12 protein-coding genes are annotated in these 15037 nt (G+C 72.0%); 7 read left to right on the forward strand and 5 right to left on the reverse strand.

The genetic code is table 11. The annotated features are described in order from the left end of the window. Positions 1 to 42 precede the first annotated feature (42 nt). Positions 43 to 1215, forward strand: a complete 1173-nt coding sequence (gene xylA / locus DVA86_RS04025; protein WP_208875834.1) for a xylose isomerase — start codon at positions 43 to 45, stop codon at positions 1213 to 1215. A 60-nt stretch (positions 1216 to 1275) separates the two neighbouring features. Here the strand turns inward: xylA and DVA86_RS04030 are convergent, their stop codons facing one another. The 4 genes from DVA86_RS04030 to DVA86_RS04045 all read right to left on the reverse strand — a co-directional run bounded on the left by DVA86_RS04030 (position 1276) and on the right by DVA86_RS04045 (position 4396). Continuing rightward, positions 1276 to 2130 carry an amino acid ABC transporter ATP-binding protein gene (locus tag DVA86_RS04030; protein ID WP_208875842.1) on the reverse strand — a complete coding sequence of 285 codons (855 nt, stop codon included), beginning with the start codon at positions 2128 to 2130 and terminating at the stop codon, positions 1276 to 1278. A gap of 8 nt (positions 2131 to 2138) precedes the next feature. Next, the gene (locus DVA86_RS04035; protein ID WP_245996336.1) at positions 2139 to 2930 is read right to left on the reverse strand and encodes an amino acid ABC transporter permease; all 792 of its coding nucleotides are present in this window, start codon (positions 2928 to 2930) and stop codon (positions 2139 to 2141) included. Continuing rightward, positions 2927 to 3688 (reverse strand): ABC transporter substrate-binding protein, encoded by a 762-nt coding sequence (locus DVA86_RS04040; protein ID WP_245996337.1) that lies wholly within the window; start codon positions 3686 to 3688, stop codon positions 2927 to 2929. Before DVA86_RS04040 ends, DVA86_RS04035 begins: the two co-directional genes overlap by 4 nt. A 240-nt stretch (positions 3689 to 3928) precedes the next feature. Beyond that, positions 3929 to 4396, reverse strand: a complete 468-nt coding sequence (locus tag DVA86_RS04045; protein WP_208875845.1) for an ATP-binding protein — start codon at positions 4394 to 4396, stop codon at positions 3929 to 3931. Positions 4397 to 4533: 137 nt separating this feature from the next. Between DVA86_RS04045 and DVA86_RS04050 the strand changes: the two genes are divergently transcribed. From DVA86_RS04050 to DVA86_RS04060, 3 genes are read left to right on the forward strand one after another with little or no spacing between them, the layout of a single operon-like run. Next, complete coding sequence (locus DVA86_RS04050; RefSeq protein WP_208875847.1) at positions 4534 to 5403, forward strand: helix-turn-helix domain-containing protein; 870 nt, start codon at positions 4534 to 4536, stop codon at positions 5401 to 5403. A gap of 3 nt (positions 5404 to 5406) precedes the next feature. Continuing rightward, the gene (locus DVA86_RS04055) at positions 5407 to 5643 is read left to right on the forward strand and encodes a DUF397 domain-containing protein (protein ID WP_208875848.1); all 237 of its coding nucleotides are present in this window, start codon (positions 5407 to 5409) and stop codon (positions 5641 to 5643) included. A gap of 42 nt (positions 5644 to 5685) precedes the next feature. Then, positions 5686 to 6498 carry an SAM-dependent methyltransferase gene (locus DVA86_RS04060; RefSeq protein WP_208875860.1) on the forward strand — a complete coding sequence of 271 codons (813 nt, stop codon included), beginning with the start codon at positions 5686 to 5688 and terminating at the stop codon, positions 6496 to 6498. Positions 6499 to 6572: 74 nt separating this feature from the next. Here the strand turns inward: DVA86_RS04060 and DVA86_RS04065 are convergent, their stop codons facing one another. Further along, the gene (locus DVA86_RS04065) at positions 6573 to 9467 is read right to left on the reverse strand and encodes a glycoside hydrolase family 2 TIM barrel-domain containing protein (RefSeq protein WP_208875861.1); all 2895 of its coding nucleotides are present in this window, start codon (positions 9465 to 9467) and stop codon (positions 6573 to 6575) included. 81 nt (positions 9468 to 9548) lie between these two features. Between DVA86_RS04065 and DVA86_RS04070 the strand changes: the two genes are divergently transcribed. The 3 genes from DVA86_RS04070 to DVA86_RS04080 all read left to right on the forward strand — a co-directional run bounded on the left by DVA86_RS04070 (position 9549) and on the right by DVA86_RS04080 (position 15011). Next, a complete protein-coding gene (locus tag DVA86_RS04070; RefSeq protein ID WP_208875862.1) occupies positions 9549 to 10367 on the forward strand; it encodes a hypothetical protein in 819 nt (272 codons plus the stop codon). A 146-nt stretch (positions 10368 to 10513) separates the two neighbouring features. Continuing rightward, positions 10514 to 11314 carry an SGNH/GDSL hydrolase family protein gene (locus tag DVA86_RS04075; protein WP_208875863.1) on the forward strand — a complete coding sequence of 267 codons (801 nt, stop codon included), beginning with the start codon at positions 10514 to 10516 and terminating at the stop codon, positions 11312 to 11314. Between the two features lie 166 nt (positions 11315 to 11480). After that, the gene (locus DVA86_RS04080; protein WP_208875864.1) at positions 11481 to 15011 is read left to right on the forward strand and encodes a hypothetical protein; all 3531 of its coding nucleotides are present in this window, start codon (positions 11481 to 11483) and stop codon (positions 15009 to 15011) included. Positions 15012 to 15037: the final 26 nt, after the last annotated feature.

Here is a 15037-nt window from a genome sequence, read left to right on the forward strand (position 1 = left end):
CATACTAGTTTGTTAAGTGCCATGACGAATGGAGGACGGCGAATGAGTTACCGACCGGTGCCCGAGGACAAGTTCAGCTTCGGCCTGTGGACGGTGGGCTGGCAGGGGCGCGACCCCTTCGGGGACGCCACCCGGGACGTGCTCGACCCGGTCGAGTCCGTACGGCGGCTCGGTGAGCTGGGCGCGTACGGAGTGACGTTCCACGACGACGACCTGATCCCGTTCGGCGCCTCCGACACGGACCGCGAGCGGCACGTCAAGCGCTTCCGGCAGGCCCTCGACGGCGCCGGCATGGCCGTGCCGATGGTCACCACGAACCTCTTCGCGCACCCCGTGTTCAAGGACGGCGCCTTCACCTCGAACGACCGCGACGTGCGCCGCTTCGCCCTCCGCAAGACCCTCCGCAACATCGACCTGGCCGCCGAGCTCGGCGCCCGTACGTACGTCTGCTGGGGCGGCCGCGAAGGCTCCGAGTCCGGCGCGGCGAAGGACGTACGCGCCGCCCTCGACCGGATGAAGGAAGCGTTCGACCTGCTCGGCGCGTACGTCACCGAGCAGGGCTACGACCTCCGCTTCGCCGTCGAGCCCAAGCCGAACGAGCCGCGCGGCGACATCCTCCTGCCCACCGTCGGCCACGCCCTGGCCTTCATCGAACGGCTGGAGCGCCCCGAGCTGTACGGCGTGAACCCCGAGGTCGGCCACGAGCAGATGGCCGGGCTCAGCGTGCAGCACGGCATCGCCCAGGCCCTGTGGGCGGGCAAGCTGTTCCACATCGACCTGAACGGCCAGAACGGCATCAAGTACGACCAGGATCTCCGCTTCGGCGCCGGCGACCTGCGGCAGGCGTTCTGGCTCGTCGACCTGCTGGAGACCGCGGGCTACGAGGGCCCCCGCCACTTCGACTTCAAGCCGCCGCGCACCGAGGACGCCGAAGGCGTCTGGGCCTCCGCCGCCGGATGCATGCGCAACTACCTGATCCTCAAGGAGCGGGCGGCGGCTTTCCGCGCCGACCCGGAGGTCCAGGAGGCGCTGCGTTCCTCGCGGCTCGACGAACTGGCGCGGCCGACCCTCGAAGCGGGCGAGACGCCCGCGGCGCTGCTCGCGGACCGGAGCGCGTACGAGGACTTCGACCCGGACGTGGCGGCCCGCCGGGGCATGGCCTTCGAACGCCTCGACCAGCTGGCGATGGACCACCTGCTGGCCGCCCGAGGCTGACAGTTCGCTGCTCGGCTCGCCTCCCGCTCCTGCCGGAGGCGAGCCCGGCACCCCGCGGCGCTACTCCGAGAGCGGTGCCGCCGCCGGGTCGAGCACCCGGGCCAGGAACTCCCGCGTACGCGCGTGCTGCGGGTCGCCGACGACGCGCGCCGGGGTGCCCTCCTCCACGATCGCCCCGTCGTCCATGAACACCACCCGGTCGGCGACCTCACGGGCGAAGCTCATCTCGTGCGTGACGACGAGCATCGTCATGCCCTCCTTCGCGAGCCTGCGCATGACCGCGAGCACGTCGCCCACCAGCTCCGGGTCGAGCGCCGAGGTCGGCTCGTCGAAGAGCATCAGCTCCGGCTCCATGGACAGCGCACGCGCGATCGCCACGCGCTGCTGCTGGCCGCCGGAGAGCTTCGCCGGGTACGCCGTCTCCTTGTCGGTCAGACCGACCCGTTCGAGGTTGTGCCGGGCGGTCCGCTCGGCGCTCTCCCGGTCGCGGCCGAGCACCCGCCGTTGGGCGATCGTGAGGTTCTCCAGTGCGGTCAGGTGCGGGAACAGGTTGAACGCCTGGAACACCATGCCGATGCGGCGCCGCACCCGGTCGATGTCCACGTCCGGGTCCGTCACCTCGGTCCCGGCGACCGTGACCTTCCCGGAGGTCGGCTCCTCCAGCAGGTTCACGCAGCGCAGGAGCGTCGACTTGCCGGACCCGGACGGGCCGATGACGCACACGACCTCGCCGCGCCGCACGTTCAGGTCGATGCCCTTGAGCACTTCCAGCTCGCCGAAGGACTTGTGCAGCCCTTCGATCCTGATCGCCTCGCCCGCGTCCGCGTCTGTACGGGTGCCGGCCGGCGCCGCGGACTCCTTGCCCAGCAGGACGGGTTCGTCCGCCACGGGTTCGTCGGAACGTTTCTCGGACATGCCCGCTCTCACCTGGCCTTCGCCGTACGGGCCTCCAGCCGGCGGACCAGATGGCCCAGCGGGAGGGTGATGACCAGATACAGCAGCCCCGCGATCAGGATCGGCGTCAGGCTGCGGTGCTCGTTCAGCGCGTCCCTGCCGAACTTGGCCAGCTCGTACTGGCCGAGAGACAGGCCGAGCAGATAGACCAGGGACGAGTCCTTGGTCAGCAGGATCAGTTCGTTGGTCAGCGGCGGGAGCACGATGCGGAACGCCTGCGGGATGACGATCGAGACCATCGCCCGCTGCTGCGACATCCCCAGCGAACGCGCCGCCTCCAGCTGCCCCTTGGGCACCGCCTGGATGCCCGCCCGTATCGTCTCCGCCATGTACGCGGCGCCGACGAGGCCCAGTGCCAGCATCACCGTCACGTACTGGTTGATCGCCACCTGGAACGCCAGCGGCACGCCGAAGCCCAGCGCGATGAAGACCAGCAGCGCGGGAACGCCGCGGAAGAACTCGATGTAGCCGATGGCCAGCCAGCGGTACGGCGGCACCTGCGACAGCCGCATCAGCGCCAGGACCAGGCCCAGCGTGAGCCCGAACGCGAAACCGAGCACCGTGTAGACGACGGTGTTGACCAGTGCCGTCTTGACGATCTCCGGGAACTGCGCCTTCGCCACCTCGACGTCGAAGAACGCGCGCCGGATCTCGCCCCAGTCCGCGGCCAGTACGAGCGCGAGCAGGCCGAGGACCAGCACCCCGTACTGGACGGCGCGGATCAGCCGCGCGCGCTGGCGGCGCGTCAGCCGCCGCGTCACTTGTCCTGTCCCTCGGGCGCCTTGCCGAACCACTTCTTGTAGATCTTGTCGTAGCGGCCGTCCGACTTGGCCTTGGCCAGCACCGAGTTGATCTTCTTGCGCAGCGCGTCGTTGCCGGTCCGTACGCCGAGGCCGTACTGCTCGCCGGTGTCGAACTCGGCCGTGACCTCGGTGTCCGGGTTGCCCTTGACGTAGTCGTAGAGCACGCCGTTGTCGTTGATGCCCGCGTCCACCTGGCCGGTCTTGACGGCCGTCAGCAGCAGCGCGAGGTCCTCGAACTGGACCCGCTCGACGCCCTTGCCCTTCTCCTTGGCGTACTCCGCGCCGGTGGTGGACTGCTGCACGCCGAGCTTCTTGCCCTTGAGGTCGGCGAGCGTCTTGTAGCCCTTGCCCTTCTTCGTGATCAGGGCCTGGGTGGCCTCGAAGTAGGGCTTGCTGAAGTCGAGGTTCTCGTCCCGCACGTCGGTGATCGTCATCCCGGCGGCCGCCACGTCGCACTTGTTGGCGTTGAGGTCCTCGCCGGTCTGGATGCCCTCGAAGGGCGTGTCCACGATCTCCTGCTCGGCGTCGAGGTCCTTGGCGACGAGATCGACGATGTCGACGTCGAAGCCGACGATCTTGCCGCCCTTCTTGACCTGGAACGGCTCGTACGGGAGGTGCGTACAGGTGGTGAGTTTGCCGGACTTGACCAGCGAGATCTCGGAGCCGTCACCGCCGTTGTTCTCCGTACTGGTACAGGCGGTGGCGGTCAGCAGCACTGCTGACGCTGCGGCTAGGGCGGGGAGGGACCGACGTGACGTCCGATGGGCTGACACAGTGCCTCCAGAGGGTGGGTGCCTCGGCTGACTGCCCGGCAGGACCAAGGAGTTTCCGACAAGATCGGCAAGCTTCGCCGCATCCTGCCACTGCCGCCGTACCTTGTCGCTGCCCTGTCATGTTGCGAGCGGGTAACGCCTCACGCGGCCGCCAGGTCAGGACAGGGGGACGGTGCGTACGCCTTACGGCACCGTACGGTCGCAGGGCAGCTCCGCCCATACGGCGTGCCCGCGGGCGCGCTCGTCGGGCCTTATGCCCCACTCGTCGGCCAGGACGCTCACCAGGAGCAGTCCGCGGCCGCTCTCGCCGTCGGTGTCCACGCCGGGCACCGCGTACGGGCTCAGCGGGCGTCCGCCGCCCTCGTCGGTGACCTCGAGGCGCAGCCGTACGCCGATCACCCACAGTTCGCAGCTGACCTTCTCACTGTCCGTGTGCCGCACGGCGTTTGTGAACAACTCGGACACCAGCAGCTGTGCGTTCCCGCACGAGTCCTCGGTGACGCCCCATTCGCGCAACCGCTCCAGCACACGGCGCCGGGCCTCCGCGACGGAGGTGTCGATCGCCGGGAGGTGAAACGCGTCCCTGAGTGGCCGCACGGCGGTGCTGCCGGGGCGGTACTCGCGGGGAAGTGCCTCATGGGGGGAAGCCACCGGTCCACTATGGGGTCCGTCGGTGGCGGATGGCAAGGAACAGGCTGCAAATTACAGAATCGTTCGAACCGCCTGTCGTTGCCCGGGGCGTTCGTGTCAAACTGCGTTTTCATGACGGCAGTTGGAGGCGGGCGATAGTGGCGGACTCGCGTGCGGGTGGCGGTGCCCCCACCGTCCTGCGGGTGGTGCTGGGTAAACGATTGCAGCAATTGAGGGAGAAATCGGGCCTCTCGTACGAAGAGGCAGGCAGGGCCCTCGATGTGACGCACGCCACTATCCGCAGGATGGAGAAGGCCGAAGTCGGCCTTCGTATTCCGTATGTCGAGAAGCTGTTGCGTACATACGGTGTGACGCAACAGGAGGAAATCGACGGTTTCGTCTCCCTCGCCCGGGAAGCGAACCAGCCCGGCTGGTGGCACCGTTACCGCGACGTACTGCCCGAGTGGTTCAGCGCCTTTGTCAGCCTCGAGAGCGAATCCCACCTTATCCGTGCATACGAGCCGCACTATGTGCCCGGACTCCTCCAGACACCCGCCTACGCCCGCGCCGTACTGCGCGCGGGCATGGCGCACGCGCCGGAGGAGGAGATCGAGCGGCAGGTCGCGCTCCGCATGGAGCGCCAGGCCATCCTCACCCGCGACGAGCCGCCGCTGCTGTGGGCGGTGCTGGACGAGACCGTGCTGCGCCGGACCATAGGGAGTCCGGACGTGATGGCCGAGCAGCTCGACCGTCTGCTGGAGGCCGTACGGCAGCCGCACGTGAGACTCCAGATCATGCAGTTCAGTGCCGGTTCCCACCCGGCCATGTACGGCCCCTTCCACCTCTTCCGCTTCCCGATCGACGAGCTCCCCGACGTCGCCTGCTCGGAAAGCCTGGTCGGTGCCGTGTACTTCGACCAACGCGACGACGTGTCCGCGTTTCTGGAGGCTCTGGACCGGATGTGCAGCCAGGCCGCACCCGTTCACCGGACCGAGGCTCTCCTCAGTGCTCTGCGCAAGGAGATCTGAACGATGGATCGGATATACAACGGCATGCCCGCCGGGCAGCTGGGCCGCGAGGGCTGGCGCAAGCCCTGGAGCGGCGGGAACGGGGGAAGCTGCGTCGAGGCGCTCCGGCTGCAGGACGGCCGGGTGGCGCTGCGCCAGTCCGAGGACCCCGACGGCCCGGCGCTCATCTACCCCCACGACGAGATCCAGAACTTCATACGGGGCGCGAAAGCCGGCGAGGCCGACTTCCTGCTCGCTTGAAACCGGAAGTCAACGACCGGCAGCACGGAACGGAGAAACGGCGTGTCCGACACAGGATTCAGCCCAGACCAGATCGACACCACCAAGGCGCACCCCGCGCGCATGTACGACTACTACCTCGGCGGGCGGGACAACTACGAGGTGGACCGCGAGGCAGCCGACCGCGTCCTCGCACTCGCCCCCGAGATCCGGGTCGTCGCCCGCGGCAACCGCGACTTCATGCACCGTGCGGTGCGGACCGTCGTCGAGAGCGGCGTCCACCAGATCATCGACATCGGCACGGGCATTCCCACTTCGCCCAACACCCACGAGGTCGCCGCCGAGGTGTCCGACCGGGTGCGCGTCGTGTACGTGGACAACGACCCGATCGTCGCCACGTACGCCGGCGCCAAGCTGACCAACGACGGCAACGCCGGCTTCGTGCTGGCCGACCTCCGCGATCCCAAAGCGATCATGGACCACCCGACGATGCGGGAACTCGTCGACTTCGAGCGGCCGGTCGCGCTGATGCTCCTCGCCGTCCTGCACTTCGTGCGGGACGCGGAGGACCCCGCCGGGATCGTCGCGGCGCTCACCGAACGCCTCCCGGCGGGCAGCTGCCTGGTGCTCTCCCACGTCACCGACGACTTCCGGAGCGAGGACGGCGGGCTGAGCGAGGCCGGCAGCGTCTACGACAAGGCGACCGCCAGCCTCACCTTCCGCTCGCACGCCGAGGTGCTGCCCTTCTTCGAGGGCTTCGAACTGCTCGAACCGGGCCTGGTCCAGGTGCCGTTGTGGCGCCCGGACGGCCCGGTTCCCGGTCCCGAGGAGCTGCGGCAGTACGTCGGCTACGGAGGCGTCGCGGTCAAGCGCTAGGTCTGCTGTACGCGCCGGCCCCGTGCCGCCGCGCCAACCGCGCCACCTCCGCGGCCGTTCACCGCCCGTACGGATCAGCCTTCGCCGTCACCTGTCAAGGCGGCGAAGGTGAAGCCGAAGCGGGCCGGGGCGACCATCAGCTTGTGCCGCTGCAGCACGCCCGGTCCGCAGGACGCCGAACCGATCCCGTGCTGCCCGTGGTCGAGGTTCACGTACACAGTGTCGTCCGGCACCAGGTCGGTCGTGTGCGCGGCGGCGTCCAGGTGCTCGCTCGTCCAGCGGCGCGCGGTCAGCCAGAAGTGCGCCGTGCCCGCGGCGACCCGCAGTCCGGCACCGGAGCCGTCGGTGAGGCGCGCCCAGCGCACGTCCGCACGGGCGCCGTTCTCCTGCGGACGCACGTACGGCGTCTGCAGCCCGTCCACGGTCTCCTCCCAGTGCCCCACCAGCGAGGCCGCCCGGGTGTCCGGATACGCCTCGCCGGGCCCGCCGCCGAACCACCGCACGCGGTCGTACGCGGCGGGCAGCCCGAACCGTACGCCCAGCCGCGGCAGCGGGCAGTTCCACTCGCCCTCCGGGTCCACGGACACGTCCAGCCGCAGGAGTTCGGCCGTGGCCGTCCAGCGGTACACCACCCGCAGGCCCAGGTCGGTGGCGGCGGGCGCGGCACGCGTGCGCACCGTCACGCCCGTGTCGTCCGGCTCCACCGCGTCGACCCGGTGCCGCATCCGGTCCAGGCCGAGGCGCCGCCAGGCCGGGCCGGGGCCGGAGCCCGGCTTCCAGGGCGCGCCCTCGTCGTTGTCGGTCGGGGCCCGCCACACGTCCAGCCGCAGCCCCTCGACGGGCACGTCACCCAGCCGCGTCAGCGCGCCGGTCGCCGCGTCGAACAGCGCCGGACCCAGCGCCAGCGATGCCCCGTCGCGCCGCGGCGCCACCTCCGCGCCGGCGTACGGCACGCCGGCGGGCGCCGGCGGCACTGCGGGCAGCTGCGCCCACGCCACCCAGTGGCCGCGCGGCGCCCAGGCGGTGTCGTCCGCGAGCACCGCCCGTACCGTCCACTGCGCCTCCCCGGACTGGCCGGTCCGCGGCGGCACCGGCAGCTCCAGGTCCGCCGACTCGCCCGCGGGCACGTCCGGCAGCGGCAGCCGGCCGCCGGCGAGCGCCTCGCCCTCGACCTCGTAGCTCCACTCCAGGGCGAGATGGGACAGGTCGGCGAAGTCGTGCAGATTGCTCACCCGGAGCGTACGGGCGGTGCCGTCACCCGTGATCCGTACGGGCTCGATCACCTTCTTGTACTCGGTCAGCCCGGGGGAGGGGGTCCGGTCCGGGAAGACCAGGCCGTCGCAGACGAAGTTGCCGTCGTGCACCTCCTCGCCGAAGTCGCCGCCGTACGCGAAGAACTCGCGGCCGTCCTCCGTACGCTGCGGCAGGCCGTGGTCCGTCCACTCCCAGACGAAGCCGCCCTGGCAGCGCTCGTACTTCTCGAACAGCCGCTGGTACTCGCTCAGTCCGCCCGGTCCATTGCCCATCGCGTGTGCGTACTCGCACAGGACGAACGGCTTCTCCGCGCCCTCGCGCCGGCCGATCTCCTCGACCTCCGACTGCCGCGGGTACATCCGGCTGTGCAGGTCGGAGTCCGGGAAGTCGTGGTCGTTCTCGTAGTGCAGCGGCCGCGACGGGTCGCGTTCGCGGATCCACCGGGCCATCTCGCCGAGCCCGGCGCCGCTGCCGCACTCGTTGCCGAGCGACCAAATGATGACGGAGGGGTGGTTCTTGTCCCGCTCCACCATCCGGCGCGCGCGGTCCAGCAGGGCGGGCGTCCAACGGTCGTCGTCGACGGGGTTGTTGCGCCAGTCCAGGTGTGTGAAGCCGTGCGTCTCCAGGTCGCACTCGTCGATGACCCACAGGCCCAGCTCGTCGCACAGGTCGAGGAACGCGGGGTGCGGCGGGTAGTGGCTGGTGCGTACGGCGTTGATGTTGTGCTGTTTCATCAGCACCAGGTCGCGGCGCATCGTCTCCTCATCCACGGTCCGCCCGGTCTCCGGGTGGAACTCGTGCCGGTTGACGCCGCGGAACAGGATGCGCTTGCCGTTCGCCTTGAGCACACCGTCCTCGATGACCACCGTACGGAAGCCGATCCGCATCCGTACGGACTCGCCCGCGGTGCTCAGCACGGCGTCGTACAGCCGCGGCGTCTCCGCCGTCCACGGCTCCACCGGCAGGCGCACCTCTTCACCGGCAACGATGTCCACGCCGAGCTCCGGCACCGACAGCCGCGCCTGCTGCCCGCACTCCGCGCGGAGCAGGCCGCTGCCGTCCGTGTGGTCGTAGCCTGCGTGCACCCAGAAGTCGGCGACCGCGCCTTCCGGGCGGTGCAGCAGGGTCACTTCGCGGAAGATGCCGGGCAGCCACCACATGTCCTGGTCCTCGAGGTAGCTGCCCGCCGACCACTGGTGCACCCGTACGACGAGCACGTTCCCGCGCGGCCGCAGCAGCTCGCCGACCGCGAACTCGTGCGGCAGCCTGCTGCCCTGGAAGTCGCCCAGCTCCCGGCCGTTCAGCCAGACCCGCGCACAGGACTCGACACCCTCGAAGCGGAGCAGCGCCTCACCGCCCTCCGGCCAGTCGCCGGGCAGGTCGAACTCGTGCCGGTGGTCGCCGGTCGGGTTCTCGTTCGGCACGCGCGGCGGATCGACGGGGAAGGGGTAGCGGGTGTTGGTGTACGCGGGCGCGCCGTGCCCCTGGAGCACCCAGTGGCCCGGCACCGTCAGCGTGTGCCAGCCGGGCGCACCCGAGGGGTCGTACCCGTCCTTGGTGAACGCCTCGTCGCCGCCCTCGGCGGTCGGCGACAGGCGGAAGGACCAGTCGCCGCTCAGGTCCAGCCGGCGCGCGTCCGACCCGGCGGTCCAGGCCCGCGCCGGGAGGGTGCCGTGTCCGGGTGAAACGTCTTCGTAGTAAACGGGGTTGCTCATCGCTCTCCTCGCGTCAATCGGCCGGCCCGTGTGACGGATCTCCGGTCGCTCTGGGTGAGCGTGGCATGACAGAGTGAGTCCATGTCGACGCCTCCGCCTCCGCCGCCGTCCCAGCCGCCTGGCCAGCCACCGTTCCACAACTACCCGCCACAGGGCGGCAGCGGCTCTCCGGGGGGCGGATCCGGTGGCTTCGGGCCGCCCGGCGGAGGCGGCTTCGGGCCGCCCGCGCCCGGCGGTTGGCCCCCTCCGCCCCCGCCGCCGCCCCGCGACAGCCGCCGAACGGTCGTCGCCATCGTGGTGGCCGCCGTCGTCGCCGTGGCGCTGACAGCCGGCGCCGTGGCGGTCTTCCGCGGCGGCGACGACGACAAGGAGCCGACGGCCGCAGGCACGGCGACACCGACCGACTCGGGCACCGCCGAGGGCCGCGAACCGGCACCGAGCGACTCCGCCACGGAGGAGTTCCCGGACGACGACCTTACGGACGGTCTTCCGACGGACGACTACCCGACGGACGAGGAGAGCCCCCGCGACTTCGAGGACATCATGCCGACGCCCTCGGACGGCCCGCGGCCCGCGTACCAGATGGAGGTCGGCGACTGCTTCGACCTCCCGGAGGGCAAGCAGGGCCAGGGTGACCCCGTCGAGTGCTCCGCCGCGCACGACGCCGAAGTCGTCCACCAGGAGAAGCTGGCAGGCGAATACGACACCGACGCCGAAGTGCGGAAGAAGGCGGACGCTGTCTGCAAGATCCCGATGAAAGATGCGGCCGAGGGCGAGTCGTCGGTCGGGGGAACGCTCGTGCAGTACCCGAAGTCGACCGGTGTGAGCCTCGGCATGCGGACCGTCACGTGCAGCCTGACGGCAGGCGAAGGCAAGAAGCTTTACAAATCGATCTCCTGAACTGACGTCACAAAGGTCCGCACATATGTCCGTTCATCCAGGTGGCCTTGAGTGAAATAGTCAGCGGCCCACTTCCTCTGGACCTCTCAGCGCTGCTACTACTCAGTACGACCAGCAGTTCTCCATGTCACCCATGAGAGGCTCCATTGAAGCTGCACAGATGGGCGGCCACGGCAACCGCCGTGTCCGTCTTCCTCGGACTGACCACCCTGACAAGCGGTGTTGCTTCCGCCGACTCGGCTGAAGCGGCTCCCGCGTACGTGGCACTCGGCGACTCCTACTCCTCGGGCGTCGGTGCCGGCGACTACGAAGACGACAACTGCAAGCGGAGCGCGAACGCCTACCCGCATCTCTGGGCGAACGCCAACTCCCCTGCCTCGTTCGACTTCACGGCCTGCTCCGGCGCCGTGACGGACGACGTCATCAACAACCAGCTCGGCCCGCTCACCGAGTCGACCGGTCTCGTCAGCATCAGCGTCGGGGGGAACGACGCCGGATTCGCCGACGCGATGACCACGTGCGTGCTGCAGGGCGAAAGTGCCTGCCTGACGCGCATGGAGGAGGCCACCTCGTACATCAATGGCACCCTGCCCGGCAAGCTCGACGCCGTGTACGACGCCATTTCCGGGAAGTCGCCGTCGGCGCAGGTCGTCGTCCTCGGCTACCCGAACCTGTACAAGCTCGAGGGCGAGTGCTCGGTCGGCCTCAGCGAGAAGTCCCGCGCCGCCATCAACGAGGTGGCGGGCACCCTGAACGACGTCACCGCGAAGCGCGCCGCTGACCACGGCTTCGACTTCGCCGACGTGCGTGGCAACTTCACCGGCCACGAGATCTGCTCCTCCGACGAGTGGCTGCACAGCGTCACCTTCCCCATCGGTGACTCGTACCACCCCACCGCCGCGGGCCAGTCGGGTGGCTACTACCCGGCCATGGAAGACGTGGCCTGACGGTCCCGGAGTCCGGGCCTGTCGGGAGCCCTCGGGGGACCCGTAGGCACTGACCCGGCGTCCGTGCACGCCAGCGGGAAAACTGCTGGCGTGCACGGACGGCATCGCCCATCCTTGGCGCATGACACGTGGAAAGGACGGCCTCGCGATCTCCCGGTGATCGCCGATGGCCCACAACGAACACCCGCAGGCGCCTCAGCCCGAGCCGCAGCCTTCCGGACGGCGGCCGCTCACAGCACCGCCGCCCGGCCCCGCAGGCCCGCTGACCCCGGATCAGCTCTGTGCCCGCTTCGGCCCGCTGCCCTTCCCGGACCGCACGCGCGCCCTCGCCCGCCACGCCCGCTCCCTCGGCCCCGACGCGTACGCCGCGCTGCGCACCGCCCTCGACGCCGGTGACCCCGACGACCGCCGTACGGGTCTCCTCCTCGCCGTCGCCCGCCGCGACCTCGACGCGGTGCACGCCGCCCTCGACGACCCCCTGCTGCGCCGCCGAGCCCTCGCCGCCGCCATCCGGCTGCCGGTGTCCGAAACGGCCCTGTCCCGGCTCGCGTCGGGCGGGACACGGGAGGTGCGGCACGAGACCTTCCGGGTGCTGCGGCTCAGCCGCCGCACCTGCCTCGCCGCCCGGCTGCTGCCCCGCGTCCACGCGCGGCACGGACCCGCCGAGGCGTCCCGGCTGCTGCCCGCCTGCACTCCCGCCGTCGCCGCCGCCTGGCTGCCCCGCACGGGCGCGCCGGACGGAGTGCTGCGCAGCCTGGCGCGTACGGCGCCCGCGGCGGTCGCGGAGCGGCTCGCGGCGGAGTACACGGCCGCGGCGGCGGCCCCGTACCGCTTCACCCGCCGCCACCGCCTGCTGGCAGCCGTGATCGCCGAACGCGACACCGACGCGGGGCTGTTGCTGCTGGACCGCGCCCCCGCGCTGCTCGACGGACGCGGCGGCACGGCGCTGCTGCGCCGGCCCGGCGCGGTGCTCGCCGTGCTCCGGCGGCAGGGTCCCGCCGGCCGGGGCGGTGCCCGCGCCCTCGCCGGCGCCGGTACGGCCGGCGGCGGAACCCTGAACATCACCACCGAACGGCTGCCCCGCGCGGTGCTGCGCGCCCTGCGCGCACTGCCACCCGACGAGCTGGCGGAGCTGGCGGGCCGGTGCCGAGTGCCCTACCGCCCGTTCGCGGCGGACGGCCGGCTCGACAACCGGCCGCACCCGCTGCTCGCCCTCCTGCCGCCCGCCGAACGGCGCCGCCTGGTCGAGCCGCACCTGGCGCGGCGCGGGCCCGCACGCGGCAGCCTGCGGGCGTTCGCGGCTCTGTCGGCTGCGGACCGCGGCGAGTTGGTACGGCCGTACCTGCGGGACCGCCCCTACGCATCGCCTGTACGGCTGGGCCAGGCCGCGACCGCTCCCCTCGCGGACGCGGAGGAGCTGCTGCGGACGGGTACCGGCAGCCACCGTACGCACGAACGCGCGTGCTCCTGGCAGGCCCTGCTCGCCTGCGCCCAGTTGAACGCCGTGCCGGAGGAGTACGCCCGCGTGCTCGGCTCCTGCGAACGCGCCTGGCACGACCGGGACGAGGTGCGCGCCGCAACGTTGCGCCAAGCCGCCGCGGCGCGGCCCGCCCTCCTCGGCGCGGTGCCCGAACAGGTGCTGCGGGAGGCCGTCGCCGCCACCGTCCAGTACGGCGACTCCCGCGGCGGCACCTTGGGCGCCGCCGCCCTGTGGCTGCGCCGTACGGCCGAACACGCCGCGGAGGGCGGCGCGTTCGAACGGGCCGCCCGCACCGCCCTGCTGCTCTGCCGGGTGGTGGACGACCCGCGCTGGCGCGGCCCCGTGCACCCGCTGCGGCTCACCCCGTCGGCCGCCGCCGGGCTGTGGGCGGCGGTGCCCGGCGAACAGGCCGTACGGCCCCGGGTGTTCGTGCCGCTCGCCGGCCTGCTGGCCCGGCGGCTGGACGCACTGCCCGCGCTGGACACCCTGCTGGGCGGCGCCGTACGGGGCGCGCACGGGCCGGAGTGGGCGGCACGCGCCGTACCGTCCTGGCTGCGCCCGGCAGCACACCGGGAGGCGCGGTGCGCCGAACTGCTCGCCACGGGGCTGGCGTTGGGCGACGGCGTCGCGCTGCGTACGGTGGCCACCCGGCGCACGGACCTGCTGGACACCGTCCTCGACGCGGTCCTGGACGCCTCCGAGGACGCCGTACCGACTTCCGTACGCGGCGGGGGAGTGGAAGGTGCGCCCCTCTCGGACGCGTCGCGCGGGCTCCTGCGGCTGCCGCCGTCCGTCACCGGCAGATGGCGGCCCGACCAGCGGGACCGTTGGCAGCGGTGGCTGGCGCGCACCGCCGCGGACGAGGACACCGAGCTGCGGACCCGTGCGGACGCGGCCCTGCGGCTGCGCACGCCGGACGCGCTGGTGCGCCTCGCACGTGAGGCGCCGCTGCCGGTGGCGACCGCCGCACTCACCGCACTGGGCGAGACGGGCGAGGGAGCCCTCGCGGGCGACGGTGGCGCCGAGGCGCGGCTGCGGGAGCTTCTCGGGCACACGGGGAGCGGCGGAGCGCGCGGACGCGCGGCCCTGGCCGCCGTCCGGAGCGTCGCCGCACGGCTGCCGGACAGCACGGCGCTCGCGGTCCTCGGGGCCGCCGCGCGGGACACGAACGCGTCCGTCGGCAGCCGGAAGGAGGCCGCCCGCGCGCTCGGCGAACTGACCGGAGAGGCCGCACTGCGCGAACTCTGCGCCGCCTGGGACGCGCCCGGCCAGCACGGGGACGTACGGGCGGCGCTCGCGCGGCAGCTGGTGTCCCGTATCGCCCGCCCCGGAGTGGCGGAACGGCTCACCGCGGGCATCGCCGAACCGGCGATCCGTACGGCGGTCGTTCCGCGTGCCGCCCTGACGGTGCCGTTCGAGGCCCGCGCGGCCTACGGGGACTTCCTGACCGGGCTGATCCGTACGGCAGACGACGCGTCGGCGGAAGCCGCCTGTACGGCGCTGCCGGGATGGGTGCCGCCCGGCGCGTCCGACGCCCTGGACGCGGTCACGGAGGTGATGTCCGGGACGGAGCGGCCGCTGACGGTGTGGCGGGCGGCGGTACGGCAGTTCGGCGTCCTGGCCGGCGACGCCGGCCGGGAGACGCTGCGGGACACACTCCGGCGGCTGCGCGAACGCGCCTGCCCGTACGGTGCCGCCGACACGGCGGCGGGCGCCCGTACGGAACGGGACGCGGACGCCGTACGGCGGCTCGCTGACCTCGCAGCCGAGATCGTCCACAACGGCCGCGGCTCACCGGCCCAACAGGCCGCGGACCGCGCCGCCGTGGTCGAGGCGCTGCTCGCCGCGGGACTGCGCGGCCGCGCCGCCGAGACCGCCCTCGGCAGCGCGTACCGCACACTCCGGAACGGCGTCGCCGACACCGGCGGCTGGCAGCGTGCCATGGAACTCGCCGCCGGCCGCGTGGAACGGCTGTCCGACGCCCGGACGTTCACCCTCGACGGCGGCGATCCGGACGTGGAGAGCGCCGCACGGCAGGTCGTCGCCGCCCTCCGGGCCAGCGCCGCCCCCGCCGCCGGGCTGACCGCGCTCGCGCTGGTGCGGAGCGTCGCCGTCCGCAGCCCGCACCAGGCGTGGTGGCACGGCCAGTTGGACGCCCTGCGCGCACACCCCGACCCGGACACGGCGGAGGCGGCGCTGCTCACGGTGCTGCGCTGACACAGGGCGCCGTACGGGCGGTTCGC

This window comes from Streptomyces armeniacus (assembly GCF_003355155.1).
In the GTDB taxonomy this organism is placed as follows: Bacteria; Actinomycetota; Actinomycetes; order Streptomycetales; family Streptomycetaceae; genus Streptomyces; species Streptomyces armeniacus.